The sequence below is a fragment of the Cohnella laeviribosi DSM 21336 genome, from assembly GCF_000378425.1.
Lineage (GTDB): Bacteria > Bacillota > Bacilli > Paenibacillales > Paenibacillaceae > Cohnella > Cohnella laeviribosi.
In genome coordinates this window covers 1-13,091 of the sequence record NZ_KB899832.1, presented here as the reverse complement: position 1 = coordinate 13,091, position 13,091 = coordinate 1, and the positions used below count along the sequence as shown (strand labels likewise).

Sequence of the window (13,091 nt, the reverse complement as noted above, 5' to 3'; positions counted from 1 at the left end):
TTCTATTTGTTCTCCATTTCCTTCAGTTTCTTGTCGATCGCCGCCACGGCTTCTTCCGGCGTAATCTTGCCGACCGCCATATCCTGGGTGACGATGACGAACTGGTTCCGGAGCGCTTCCTGATGTCTCGGCCAGGACACCATCGGAAGGTAGATTTTCCCCTTCATTAACCCTTCCTCGTAGGCCTGCTGCATCGACGGATGCACTTTCGCTTCAAACCCTTTCGCCGTCATGATGGATCCCGTGCCTTGATAGAACAGTTCCAATCCTTCCTGCGTGCTCAAATATTCGATGAACTTCAGCGCTTCTTCCTTATGCTTCGTCTTGCTGTTCACGGCAAAGCCGACGCCCGGCGCCCCCACATAGTAGGTCTCGCCCGGAACCGGTCCCGGAACGGGGATCATGCTGAAATTCAGGTTGGGCGTCGCCGACAGCTTGGCGATGCTCCAGGGGCCGCCGAAGAACATGGCGACGTTGCCGAGCGTAAATTCGCTCTCGATCTGGTCGCCGGTCAGTCCGATCATATCCGGCGTAATAATCTTCTTGTCGATCATGTCTTTTTTCCACAGTTTGAACACTTCCAGCCAGCCGTCCGCGAACGTTTTTTCGCCGGAGAAGATTTTTTCGTCGAAGTTCGGATCTTTCGAAAGGGTCATATTCCCGTACAGGGAGGAGTGAATCTGGGTTAAGTCCTGCATGTTGTCGTACAGCGGCGTAATGCCGGCTTCTTTCAGCTTCAGGCAGACTTCGACAAATTCGTCCCAGGTGGTCGGAAGCTTGGTAATGCCCGCCTTTGCAAAAAGGTCCTTGTTGTAGAACCAGCCGCCCACCCAGCCGTTATTGGTGAAGGCGTACGTTCTGCCGTTCTTGCTGAGCATCGGCTTGTTGCTGTCCAGCATCACGTCCATGAACGGATAGTCGGTCAGATCAAGCGCGTGTCCGCTGTCGATGACCTCATTGCGGTTCTCCGCGGCGATGATGAAGATGTCGGGCGCCGAATCGGACAGCAGCATCGTCTGCAGCTTGGCGATGTAGTCCTTGACTGGCGGAGCGAACTGGAAGTCAAACGAGATGTTCGGGTATTTCTTCATGAACCCGTCCATGACCGGTTTCATTTCCGTCTCGTTGTTCCACGCCAGAATGCTGAGCTTCACTTTTTCCTGTTTGCCGCTTTCCCCGGATGCCTGATCGCCTGCGCCGCTCTGCTTGCCGCCGTCGCTCGCGTTGCCGCAGGCCGACAGCGCAAGCGATACGGCCACGATCAAGATGAGAAGCAAAAATCCCGTCTTTCTCATGTTCACAATTCCCCCGTCAGAAGAGTTTGGAAGCACTTTCACGATTCATCATAGACGAAACAAGGCCGGGGAATAAATTCATATTGTTGCACAATGATTTGTATTTCGTTGCAGCGCTCAGGCAAGAGGGGTTCCGGCGGACGCGCCCCCCTTGGACTGGCGAAATTCTCTGGGGGTCATCCCGTAATACTTTTTGAACGCCCGGCTGAAGTGGCTCTCGTCGACAAAGCCGGTGGCAGCGGCAATCACGCTGTTTTTCAGATCTGTGCCGGTCAGCATCTCCGCCGCTTTTTCCATCCGCACCTGCGTCACATAAGTCCAATAGTTCACGTTGAATTGCTGCTTGAACACCCGGCTCAACTGAAACCGGTCGATCGCGAACAATTGCGATACGGTGTGCAGGGACAGATCCTCTCCGTAATGAAGCTGGACGTACTCCCTGACTTTCATGACCGTTTCGCTCAGGCCAGGCGCCTCCTCCATCGCTTCCGCCAGCTGCCGGATCATGGCGGTGAAGGCGGCCTCCAGCTCGGCGATATGACGGGATTGCCTCAGTGTATCCAACGAGATCCCATCCAGAAAGGCATTCTTCATGCCCGTGCGGTTCATCGCCTGTCCGATGGTGTAAAGATAATGCAGCGCCAGCGCGTACACGTTGTCGGGATGAATGCGCTTTTGGCGGAAATCCCGGAACAGCTCGGCCACAAGTTGGATCAGCGCTTGCTGGCGGAATTCGAGCGCGACTTTCTCCTTGAAGGCATTTTTGTATTTTTGGAAATCGCTTACACACCAATCCTGGCTAAAGCAACCCTCCGTGTACATGCTGACGTTCTCCGGCGCGTAGAAGTTCAGCAGATTGGCTTCTTCGCTTTCCCCGATCAGGTCCAGCAGCAAGGAAGGGTCCGCCGCCGTGCGGCTGACGCCGATGGAAACCCGGGCCTCCGGAAAGCTGGCGGTCCATCGGGCCGAAACGCGCCGAGCCAGCTCCAGAAGCGACGATTCCGGCTCCGGCAGTTCGGCGGTTAGACCCAACAGACAGGAATAACCGTTCGGGCTCTTGCGGTAGATCACCGGACGGACGGTGGCTTCCGAATCGGCCGGTCCGCCGGAACCGCCTTCGGAGATCCACGCTTTCATCAAGCTCTCGGAGCCGGACTCGCCGTATACGTCCAAAACCGCATAGCGCCGGATCCGCAGCGCCTGAAACGCCTCTCCGATCGCCTGCAGCGACCCGGGTTCGAAGACACGGGAATGAACCAGCCTCCCGAATGCATGGGTGATCGACGCTTCCCGTTCCTTGCGAATGTCCGACACCAGACTCCGGACCGCCGCTTCCATCAATGAGATGTCCACCGGCTTCAGCAAGTACTGGACCGCGTTCAGCTGCAAGGCGTCGCGCGCGTATTCAAATTCGTCGTGGGCGCTCAGAATGATCGTTTTCGGCTTTCGCGAGCATTCCTGCAGCGATTTAAGCGCTTCCAGACCGGTCATGAACGGCATGCGGATGTCGAGGATGAGCAGGTCGGGCGCAAATTGTTCGGCGAGCCGCAACGTTTCCTTGCCGTCGTAGGCGTGCCTGACGTCCGTTATGCCGAGCGCCTCCCAATTCATCGTCCGGTCAAGGAAAATATGGAGAGATTCCTGGTCATCCGCAATCAGCAGCTTCATGGCGGTCGCCCCTTTCCATGTGGTCTTTCGTCATGACAGGCAGCAGAATATAGACCGTCATGTGAACACCCTCGGCGCTCCGGATGCGCAAGCCGTAATCGTCGCCGTATTTCAGCTTGATCCGCTGGCTCACATTGTACAGTCCGATGTTGCCCGTATGCCGGCCCGTCGGCCGGTCGGAATTGCCGATATGTTGTCTTAACGATCGCAGGCTGTTCTTGTCCATCCCCTTGCCGTTGTCGCGGATCGTGATGAGCAGTCCTTTCCTGACCAGCGACGCGCGGATCTGGATCGATCCTTCGCGCCGGTCATCGCCGAAGCCGTGCCGGATCGAATTTTCCACGACGGGCTGCAAAATCAGCTTGGGGATTTGATAGTGCAAAATGGCGGGATCGGCGATCGTACAGGTGTAGGCGATGCGGTCGCTGTACTTTTTGTTCATGATGTACAAATAATCCTTCACATGATCCAGTTCCGTCTTCAGATCGACCAGTTCCTCCGATTGCCGCATGGAGTATCTGAACAAATTGCTGAGCGAGACCACGATATGGTTGGAGGATTCAATGTTACCGCATACAATTTCGGTTTGCAAAAGCTGCAGCGTGTTGAACAGGAAATGCGGATTGATCTGCGACTGAAGCGCCTTGAGCTCCTCTTCCTTGAGCGCGATGCGGGACAGGTAATTTTGCCGGATCAACAGGTTGATCCGATCCATCAATTCCATGAATTTGGTGCCGATATGATTGAGCTCCCGGTAACGGTAGTTCCTCGTTTTGACATAGAGCGTGTCTTCTTCGCCCAGCCTGTCCAGCGTCCGAAGCAGCTTGTTGACCGGACTGGAGATGCGGAAGGTGATCGCCAGGCTGATCAGAATGTTCAAGACAATGCCCAGATACAGCATGCGGGCCAGATTGGTTTTGATCGGCGCAGATTGGCTGGTGATTTCCGACATCGGCACAGTCGAGATCATAATCCATCCGGTCAAGTCGGTAGGCTGAAAAATCACCAGATGCTCCTCGCCGTTGATTTTTGCCGTATAATGGCCCGACCGGTTCCGGTCAATCGTGTTCAGCCCCTCGATGTCCAAAATTTGACCGATTTTGCCGCTGTCCTGATGGACGATGATCCGCCGGTTCTCGTCGATCATAAAGATGTTCCCGCCGCTTTGATAGGCGTTGCGTTCGAACATGCCGTTCATCTTTTGCAAATCCAGGTTGGCGATGACCGCTCCCACCACTTCGCCGCCAAAACCTCTCACCTGCATGGCGACCGACAGCGTGGGTTGGTTGTAACGGGAAATATCGTGCTCCAGATAATAGTCCTGTTTGTGAACGCCGACGCTGAAGAAATTGCCTTGCGGTTTGGCGTTGAACGCCGTCTTCACCCAGGGCTGCTCGCCGAACCGATAGTCCCAGCGCAATGATTTGCGGCCGTCCAGATTGTTCACGTAGCCGTTCTTGCCCAGGATCAGCACGTCGCTGATCAGGGATTGAAAGGTGTATATCCCGCTTGCGATCTCCGCGACCGCTCGTTCATGATTCAGGATGTTCGCCATGACCACGGGACTTTTTTCCGTCATGATCGAGATGGTGGCGTAATTTCCGGCGAGCATGACCAGCGAGCGTTTCGTTTCCTCCAGATTGAAGCCGATCCCCTGCGCGGCCTGTTCCATGACCTTGTTGCTGGATTTGATGATCTCGTCCGTGATCATGCGGGTGGAATCACGGATGGATAACACGCCGAGCAGCAACAGCAGCAATAGGTTCACCAGCAGGTAGGAAAACAGGATCGTCCGGTAGATCGATTTCTCGAATAGGAAATAACGCAGCATCGGGTATACGCTCTTCATCTCAAGGCCTCCGGCGATGGAAGTCGAAGTTTATTAAAGTATACGTGTCCCGGGCTATATTGAAAAGGCTGTCCTCCGGTTGATATGCTCCCCTTAAGGTAGACAGGTTAAAAAATAAAACCTGCTACTGTGAGGGGAGCATATCACCTGAAGGACAGCCTTATCTGTTGTATGGCTATAGCTCGCTTAGAACTCAAGATTGCGCTTGGCTAACGATTTCCCGCAGAACTTCTTCCAGCGGGGTGATTGGCCGGCCCAACAGCTTCTCGAAATCGTTGCTTTCGATTTCCAAAGCTCCCTCGCGAATCGCGCTCTGGATCCCAACGAGAATGGGAAGCACCGGTTCCGGCACGCCCGCTTCGGCCATTATTTTGGCATAGGTATCGTCATCCACTTGTTGTACGGGTACCTCTCTCCCCAGAACGCGGGCGAGAATCGATGCCAGTTCTTCTTGGGTAAGCGGTTTGCCCGAGAGCTCATAGATGCTATTCTCATGACCGTCGCCGACTAGAACGGCTGCCGCTGCTTGCGCATAGTCACGGCGCGCCGCCCACCCAACCTTGCCGGAGCCTGCCGAGGTCAGCCAGGGCGCTCCTTTCAGAACAGCTTCAATGGTGCCGATTTCGTTTTCAAGATACCAGTTGTTGCGCAAAAAAGAGTAAGGAATGCCCGTCTGACGAATGGCCTCCTCCGTTGCGCGATGCACCGGAGCAAGAAACAACGGGCTTGTGTCCGCATGTCCAAGGCTTGTATAAGCAATGAAGCCCACGTTGGCGCGCTTGGCAGCCTCTACCGCGGCCTTATGCTGGCGAATCCGGGTGTCGTTGTCCCCATCCGTGGATATAATCAGGAGCCGGTCCACACCGGCAAACGCCTTATCCAGCGTTTCGGGTCGGTCAAAATCGCCATGACGAACGTCGACGCCGCGCGCACGAAGACCTTCCGCTTTCTCCGGGTTCCGGACGCTGACCGCCAGATGTTCAGCCGGTACGGTTTGCAACAAGGTATCTACCACGATCGATCCCAGTTTCCCCGTCGCGCCTGTAACCAAAATCTTCATCGGATTTCCCTCCAGTATGTTTATAAAACATGAGATTAGAAGAGCTATCTTTGAGGCATTTATTGCTTAAGCCGAGCAGGCAATCGGTCTAATACTAGCTCCTCTTACCTGTAACCATTGTAGTTACTTCTTTGCGGGATGTCAATCGATCATGTCGTTTGCGGCATGAACTCGAAGGCCAGGTTTAAGAAGCGGCGGCGAGAAAAACAACAACAGCGTGTGAATGGTAACAGCCGGGATGCCATTGGAACGGTCGATCCGTCCACCGCGTTATGACTCGATCTCCATCCATTTTTCACGATAATCTTGCGGACAATGCACGCACAACCGCAAAGCTCTTGTTCTTGTCCCTTTAGGGCAAAAACAGTCCGCAGATAAAATGAAAAGCCCCCGACAGTTCCGTAGGCATATGCCCTATCCGACCGCGGGGGTTCTTGTTTGGCTATGAAGAAGAATCTGCGTGAGATTTCAAATCAGATTCAAGGCCGCTCCCGATTCGCCAGCCGCTCCTGGGCGAGACGAATCATTTCGCGAACCATCGGTCCGCCGATCTTGCCGCCGACCCGGCCGACCGATTCCGTCGACAGCTCGCCGTTGTCCCGCGGCCGAAGCGGCACTCCGAGATCTTTGGCCACCTCGAATTTCGCGTCGTCCGGCCGATTCGGGTTCACGGCATAGCCTTCCTGCTTCATCACGTCAGCTTTGAAGTGCTGCATCCCCTGTTCCGCACCCGGCACAACATAACTTCTTTTCCTTCTGCCCACGCACGCTCACTCCCCGACACCTTTTCCCTTAACATGCCCGGAAACGAGAAAATCCATTCTTTTACGGAAGCCTTCCTATGGTTTCTGCACGGCCTTCGAGCTGCAACCGCAGCGTTCAGTTTCATCAGCAGACAGGAAAACAGAATTGTCTCCGAAACAAAAATGTCCTGGTTCCGTTTATTTGAAAACCGGCGCGCCTCGAGCATTGGATTTCTAGGATACATCAAAGTTTAAAGGCACCCGCTTGGGTGCCTTACGCTGGAACAGAAGTGTGAATTCTTTATACGGCGAACCTCTAGCCTCGCGTCAGCCGCAGCACTTGAAGTTCGCGGTCTTCGACCGTCGTTTGGTAAGCAGGCGTCCAAGTCCTTTGGAGCGACGACGCTACCGGACTCGCTAACAAGCGCTCCAGGACGGCGGTGGCATCCGTGCAAGAGCGCCCCGTTACACCCTGCACTCGCTCCTCAATCACCCCGTCTGCCCTTTTGGTCACGGTGACGGATTTTCCGGCTGTGCCAAAGGTGAGGACAAAAACGGGCCCTTCCGCCGTCACGCTCTCGCTCACTTCCGCATGCAAGCCCGCTTCCCGGTATCGTCTGCAGGCTTCGTTGACGGCACATCGCAGGTAGGCGGCCTGAACCTCGGCCAGCAGCTCCTTACCCGCGGCCTCAAGCGCCTCGCCAGAGAGGCTGCCGCATTCAAACACCGGCTGTAAACCATCCTCCGTCTCCATAAAAATCAGGTGAAGACGACCTCTTGTGCCTGTAAGCAGCTTGCCGATCTCCGAGCCGCCTATCCCCAGCTTCTTCTGCCATTCCCTCCCGAACGATTGCCATACCCTATTCTCCGGGTTCAGTCCCGTCTCGCGCATTGCGCGGAACAGAAGCCGCTTGTCCCGAAAGACCATAGGGTAAGTCGTACAGTGACTCATGTCGGTGCCCCCGTCCCTCAGAAGTCAATATTGCGTCCAACCGTTACCTCCCGCGCTTCGGCGGAGAACGATGACGTCTGCTCGGGCGCATAGCTCGCTCTCACCGCATTTTCCGCCGCCCAAGTACGCATATAACCGATATCCTCTTTGCGCACGCGGCTTAGCGGCACAGATTGAAGGATCGCCTTCTCGATATCCGCGGAAGTGATGTCGCCCTCCGGATGAGCAGCCGTATTTCTTGCAAAAAATGCTTCCAGCAGCGCCTGATTTACGCAGGCTTCGATCTCTGAGCCGGTCAACCGTACGCCGTCGCCCCAGGTAGCTTCACCCGACAGCTTGACCAGTCTTGCTATATCGAATTTAGCCGGATCGCGCTTTATGCGTTTAATATGAATGCGGAATATCTCCGCGCGTTCTTGTTCGTTCGGCAGATCGACGAAGAAAATCTCGTCGAACCGGCCTTTGCGGAGCAGTTCGGGCGGAAGGCTGGCGATATTGTTCGCCGTAGCGAAAACGAAGACGGGACTCTTTTTTTCCTGCATCCACGTCAAAATGGTACCGAACACGCGCGAGGTTGTGCCTCCGTCGCTCTGATTGCTGCTGGCGTGCCCGGACAGGGCCTTCTCGATCTCGTCGATCCAGAGAATCGAAGGCGAGACCGCCTCGCACATGAAAAGAGCCAACCGAATGTTGGCTTCCGACGTGCCGACGTACATGCCGAACACCCGGCCAAGGTCGAGCCGCAGCAGCGGCATTTTCCAGGAGGCGGCTACACATTTGGCGCTCAGGCTCTTGCCGCAGCCCGGCACGCCGACGAGCAGGACGCCTTTGGGCCAACTAATTCCAAACCGCTCCGCTTCGGGCGTATAAGCCATCTTGCGAATCTCCAGCCACTTTTTCAAATTGTCCAGTCCGCCGATATCGGAAGTCTCCAGTTTCTCCGTGTCGACGTATTCCAGAATCCCCGCTTTGCGGATGTTTTGCTTCTTCTCCTCCAATATAAAGTCGATATCCTGGCTGGTGATCCGCTTATGCTTGACGAGCGACTTGGCCAAACAGTTCTCGATCTCGCTCTTCGACAGACCAATCGACGCTCTGCCGAGCGCATCCAGCGTGGCCTCCGAGCAGTCGATCTCCAACTCGGGACGGTCCGCGTACTGCTGCGCGAACTGGGAGATAATCGTCTTGAGCTCGGCAAGATCGGGATAGGGCATATCGATGATCGCGACTTCCTTCTGGAGCTCGATCGGAATGTCCATCAGGGGTCCGACGATGATCGAATTAGACGGCATGCCCTCTCGGATCTCCTGTGCGAGTTCCTTGAAACGCCGGATGAAAACCGGGGAGCTGTTCAAATGGGACTGAAGGTCAAGCCAAACGAACAGGGAGGGCTCCTCTGCAAGCTTCTCCGCTCGGTTGATGGCGGCCATCAGATCAACCGTGTCGGGATGGACCGCCGTCTTGCCCTCGATAATCAACCCTTTCGTGCACGACCACGTCAGCAGTCGCTTGTTCAGCTTGCGGGCCAGGCCTGCGAGCAAATCAAGCGCTCTCTCCTCCTCCAGCGTATTAATCAGAATAATGCCGTAACGGGCGCGAATAAGAACCTCAAGCTCTTGGATGAACTCATCTCTGGTCATGTTGGAACTCCTGTTTCATCAGATTGAAAAACACTTCGCGCTGCGATTCGTCCGGGTATCCGGACAGCCTCAGCCGGCTGCCGGACTGAAGCGATACTTCCAGGCGCCGTTCAGGCATCAGCGTGTGCGGTTCGATCCGATTCGTTACGAGGATGAGGCGCTTGCCTCTCCAAATTTCGAGCGGGTCGTCCGATGCCAAATAGGGCCCGGCGAGCACCGCATCGGCCTGCAATACCGCGGAACGGGCAGACTCGGAGGCGAAAATCCGCTCGGGAGTGAAGCCGCTGAAAATCAGCACCGTACCGGCATTCGCCCGCCGGAAGGACTGGATCAGGGCGGAAACGGCCTCTGGCTGCTCCAACGGCTCACCGCCGGACAGTGTCAGGCCATCGACGGGCAGCCGCCCGAGATCATCGCCCAACGCTTCGGGATCAACCCCTTCCGCCGTGAGCGGCATGATGGGATGCGTATCGGGATTGAAGCAGCCCGGGCAGCCGATGCTGCAGCCCTGCACCCAGACGACCGCCCGGGCGCCGGGACCGTTGACGAAGCTGCAGCGGTTGATTTCATGAACAAACAATTTGACGCTCACCGGCTCATCACGTCTCCCTCTGCCCGATTCGCCGTAGGCTTAGAAATCAAGCATGCGCCTGCCTGCCGGAACAGATACAGGGCTCGCAGAGGACTCCTCAAGGTCCGTATGCGCTGCATGCTCTGCGGTCTCGTTTTGCCGCTCTTGCTCCTGCGCCCCGGGTTGCGTCTCATGCAGATCGAGATGCCGGATGACCGGGCGCGGCCCACCGTCCTGAAATGCCGTTCCTTCGGGATGAGATCGCCCGGCCTTCTCCGGCTCCGCAACGGCCCCAGTCTCCGCGAGCGCCCGATCCAGCGCGCGCAGAAAAGCTTGAAAGAACTGTTCCGGAGAGTCCTGATAGCTCTCCCCGACCAAGGACAGGCGGATCACCGTCTCGTCTGCCAAACCTAGCGTTATAATCATCCCCTGACCTTGCTTCCCTGAGGCAATTACGCCGAGACCGGCAATTTCTTTCAACCGGATCTCATAGCGTTCACCCGCTTCGGGCGACGTCATGTGGATGACAATAAGACGGTCCGGTGTCAGCACAAGCACCTTGGCGTCCGCCGGAACCTCCGACCAGACGGCGAAGTCCTTGTACAATCCGATCACCGGTTCGTCCGGTTCGATAATGCCCAACTCCTCCAGCTCGAAGAGGCTCGCGTCGTCGATATCGGTATGCAGCCGGATTCGGCGCTTGACCACCGCCTGGATGTAGTAGATCCCAAACAGCGCGGAGAAAGCCATATACCAATTGAAATAGCCGGCCCACCAGAATAAGAGAAGCAGAAGAATAAGGACCCATTGCCCCGCCGTCAGATAAATCTTTTTGCTTCGGGGAGACATTCGGTAATACCAGTAGCCCTTACCGGGCCGGTAAGGGGTCAGCGTGACGTTAATCTGCCTTCGGATGATGATGAGCGCCGCCAGCGACAGAATTGTCATGACGGCGCCCAAGACCCCCATCAACCCTTCTCCGTCCGCAAAACCGATGATGGCAACCAGACCGAAAAATAAAATCCCGAACCACGACGCCATTTTTTTGCCCCTCATTTGCCGTAATGCCTGTTGATCCATGAAATGCGCTCCTTGAAGAAGATATTCGAATTAAAGCTATCAGTTGAAAGAGAGACATCCGGAATTCGGTTGCCCTCTTTCCCCCAAGCAGAATTACCGTGCGATATTACGTAGCATAACCCCAAGATAGAAAATGTTGGGGTCTCTGGTCAAATTTTATTCCTTTCGACGGCGTTCGGCAATGGCTTTTCCAAAATATTCTGCAGGCCTGAGGGCTGACTACTCCTGAGGAAACTTCCGAAGCAAGGAAGCTGCGACCCAGGCCAATAGTAGCCGAAAGTAGGGTGAGGAAGAAGGTGGCATTCGACGAATCAAGCGGGTCTAATCCGACGACAGACTCCTGCAAACCATAATCGGTTACTTACAGACAAGATCATCGACTTTTTCATTTCGCGAAATTTGATTGAAAGTTTGTTAAAACCGGCGATGTTCTGCAGAGATAGTGAATCTATTCTGTAGTAAACGAGGAATGAAGACTAGGTGGCACGACCATCGGACAGAGTAAAAGTCTAGCCACGGGGGTCTTTATCTGAAAGGTTGTCAAGCCAGCATAGGTTTATTGGGTCTACCATGTCCGCTACTCCATGTAAACCATGTGTTATGGGACGGGACTCCAATGAATGCCGTCTGCTGATTCGAAATAGACAATCTGATTGTTTATTTCATCGCGGCATTTTATGAGGGTATATCCGTCTTTTTCGGTCCATTCTTCTACTCGGTACTGCAATTTGACTTCAGGCGTGTAGTAAAAAATACTTTGGTCAATTTTGCTGCCCGTGGCGTTACTATCGCCGCTAGCCAGAAATGAAACGGATTTTATATGATAGGACCAGTTCGACGCTTCCCAGGGCCACTGTCCTTTCGGAAACACGGTTACCGTTGCATTGGGGATGGGATACTGTTCCATCAGAGCGTTCGTTACCATCACTTTCGAAGCAAGCTGAAAACCGAAATACAATATGATAACGGAAACGCCTACGGCGGCCAGCAATCGGATTTTCTTAAGAGCAAAACCGACGGCTATTGCAACGAACGCCACGATCCAAACCATAGGGGACGCTTTGCTAATGATGCTGTACCCCAAATCATTCTTTATAAGTGGATAAAATAATTCATTACCGTCATCCAAAAAATCCAGAAGGATATGTCCAAATACAATTGCCGCAAAAAAAGCACCAAAAAGCCTGATGAAAGGTTCGTTTCTCAAATAAAGCTTCAATACCCAAGCACATAGAACTGAAACGAACGGCGCAACAAAAAGAGAATGGAGAACCAGATCCTCAAACAGCACTTTTGTCACGTCCGGAAGAAGAGCGGCAACAACACCTATAACGAAATAAAGCCAAGTTCTTTTCGCCGTGCTAAACAGCAGCGCCAGGACTGCTCCGGCAAAGGCGTGGTGTAGAATATCATTCCAGTTTATCATCACGGTCTCCTCATCTTTGAGAACGAAGCATGCATCACCAGGAGTTTCATTTGCTGCACGAATTCCAGTTGAGTCTATTTTACTCTATAATTAGATAAAAATAGAATCCCAGGATAATTGTATACAATCCTTAATATCTTGGAGTAACTAAAGGAGATGAAGTTATGGATTTAAAAAACAAAGTGGCTCTTGTTACAGGAGGCGGTACAGGAATCGGCAGAGCTACTTCTTTCGCACTTTCTAAACGAGGGGTAGCCGTGGCTGTAAACTATTCGCGCTCAAAAACGGATGCGGAAGAATATAATGCTCCCATAGGTTGAGACACGAGAGAGGTGATAAATAAGTTATAATGAGGCTATGGAAAAACAGAACCGATATTCCTCAGAATTCAAGACAAAGGTTGTGTTGGAGGTCCTCCGTGAGGAGCATACCGTAAATGAGATCGCTGCTAAGTATGAACTGAGCCCGGTGATGGTTAGCCGATGGAAGGCTGAGTTCCTTGAGCGTGCTTCAATGGTGTTCGAAAATAAAACCAGCGAAGCCGACAAACTGAGAAAGGAGTATGAGAGCAAGCAGGAGCATCTAGAGAAGCTGGTTGGCCAACTCACAGTCGAGGTCAACTGGCTCAAAAAAAAATCTGGCCTTAAATGAACCGCTCGAAGCTCGAAAAGCGATGGTAGAGCGCGACAATGCTGAGATTACGATTAAGCGCCAGACAGAATTGCTAAGCGTGAACAGGACTAGCGTCTATCGTCCCGACAAAGAGCATTATGAGAGTGAAGAAAATGTACAGATCATGCATCGAAT

The 13,091-nt window shown here is 53.9% G+C and carries 11 protein-coding genes and 1 pseudogene; 2 read left to right on the top strand and 10 right to left on the bottom strand.

The annotated features are described in order from the left end of the window. Positions 1 to 2: 2 nt before the first annotated feature. From F560_RS0115135 to F560_RS0115090, 10 genes are all read right to left on the bottom strand, one after another. A complete protein-coding gene (locus tag F560_RS0115135; protein ID WP_019006592.1) occupies positions 3 to 1,295 on the bottom strand; it encodes an ABC transporter substrate-binding protein in 1,293 nt (430 codons plus the stop codon). Between the two features lie 117 nt (positions 1,296 to 1,412). Further along, positions 1,413 to 2,963 (bottom strand): response regulator transcription factor, encoded by a 1,551-nt coding sequence (locus tag F560_RS24675; RefSeq protein ID WP_019006591.1) that lies wholly within the window; start codon positions 2,961 to 2,963, stop codon positions 1,413 to 1,415. Then, on the bottom strand, positions 2,941 to 4,812 hold the full coding sequence (locus tag F560_RS0115125; protein ID WP_019006590.1) for a cache domain-containing sensor histidine kinase: 1,872 nt from the start codon (positions 4,810 to 4,812) through the stop codon (positions 2,941 to 2,943). The genes F560_RS24675 and F560_RS0115125 overlap by 23 nt, the downstream gene beginning before the upstream one ends. A gap of 193 nt (positions 4,813 to 5,005) precedes the next feature. Next, entirely contained in the window at positions 5,006 to 5,872 is an 867-nt protein-coding gene (locus tag F560_RS0115120) for an SDR family oxidoreductase (protein ID WP_019006589.1), read from the bottom strand. 479 nt (positions 5,873 to 6,351) lie between these two features. Then, on the bottom strand, positions 6,352 to 6,636 hold the full coding sequence (locus F560_RS0115115) for an alpha/beta-type small acid-soluble spore protein (RefSeq protein ID WP_026298313.1): 285 nt from the start codon (positions 6,634 to 6,636) through the stop codon (positions 6,352 to 6,354). 295 nt (positions 6,637 to 6,931) lie between these two features. Further along, positions 6,932 to 7,567: a DUF2997 domain-containing protein gene (locus tag F560_RS0115110; RefSeq protein ID WP_019006587.1), complete on the bottom strand. Its 636-nt coding sequence runs from the start codon at positions 7,565 to 7,567 to the stop codon at positions 6,932 to 6,934. A 17-nt stretch (positions 7,568 to 7,584) separates the two neighbouring features. Beyond that, on the bottom strand, positions 7,585 to 9,207 hold the full coding sequence (locus F560_RS0115105; protein ID WP_019006586.1) for an AAA family ATPase: 1,623 nt from the start codon (positions 9,205 to 9,207) through the stop codon (positions 7,585 to 7,587). Next, on the bottom strand, positions 9,194 to 9,799 hold the full coding sequence (locus tag F560_RS24670) for a 4Fe-4S single cluster domain-containing protein (RefSeq protein WP_019006585.1): 606 nt from the start codon (positions 9,797 to 9,799) through the stop codon (positions 9,194 to 9,196). Before F560_RS24670 ends, F560_RS0115105 begins: the two co-directional genes overlap by 14 nt. Positions 9,800 to 9,838: 39 nt before the next feature. Continuing rightward, positions 9,839 to 10,858 carry a hypothetical protein gene (locus F560_RS0115095; RefSeq protein ID WP_019006584.1) on the bottom strand — a complete coding sequence of 340 codons (1,020 nt, stop codon included), beginning with the start codon at positions 10,856 to 10,858 and terminating at the stop codon, positions 9,839 to 9,841. Positions 10,859 to 11,456: 598 nt separating this feature from the next. Further along, on the bottom strand, positions 11,457 to 12,284 hold the full coding sequence (locus F560_RS0115090) for a metal-dependent hydrolase (RefSeq protein ID WP_019006583.1): 828 nt from the start codon (positions 12,282 to 12,284) through the stop codon (positions 11,457 to 11,459). Positions 12,285 to 12,448: 164 nt separating this feature from the next. On the opposite strand from F560_RS0115090, the pseudogene F560_RS25090 reads away from it, so the two are divergent. After that, positions 12,449 to 12,583: pseudogene (locus tag F560_RS25090) on the top strand (SDR family NAD(P)-dependent oxidoreductase); the annotation flags it as partial. A gap of 58 nt (positions 12,584 to 12,641) precedes the next feature. Next, positions 12,642 to 12,935, top strand: coding sequence for a transposase (locus F560_RS0115085; RefSeq protein WP_019006582.1), 294 nt, complete (start codon positions 12,642 to 12,644; stop codon positions 12,933 to 12,935). Positions 12,936 to 13,091: the final 156 nt, after the last annotated feature.

Coding starts and splice junctions, on each gene's coding strand:
- F560_RS0115135 (WP_019006592.1), bottom strand. CDS start 1,295: ATGAGAAAGACGGGATTTTTGCTTCTCATCTTGATCGTGGCCGTATCG.
- F560_RS24675 (WP_019006591.1), bottom strand. CDS start 2,963: ATGAAGCTGCTGATTGCGGATGACCAGGAATCTCTCCATATTTTCCTT.
- F560_RS0115125 (WP_019006590.1), bottom strand. CDS start 4,812: ATGAAGAGCGTATACCCGATGCTGCGTTATTTCCTATTCGAGAAATCG.
- F560_RS0115120 (WP_019006589.1), bottom strand. CDS start 5,872: ATGAAGATTTTGGTTACAGGCGCGACGGGGAAACTGGGATCGATCGTG.
- F560_RS0115110 (WP_019006587.1), bottom strand. CDS start 7,567: ATGAGTCACTGTACGACTTACCCTATGGTCTTTCGGGACAAGCGGCTT.
- F560_RS0115105 (WP_019006586.1), bottom strand. CDS start 9,207: ATGACCAGAGATGAGTTCATCCAAGAGCTTGAGGTTCTTATTCGCGCC.
- F560_RS0115095 (WP_019006584.1), bottom strand. CDS start 10,858: ATGGATCAACAGGCATTACGGCAAATGAGGGGCAAAAAAATGGCGTCG.
- F560_RS0115090 (WP_019006583.1), bottom strand. CDS start 12,284: ATGATAAACTGGAATGATATTCTACACCACGCCTTTGCCGGAGCAGTC.
- F560_RS0115085 (WP_019006582.1), top strand. CDS start 12,642: ATGGAAAAACAGAACCGATATTCCTCAGAATTCAAGACAAAGGTTGTG.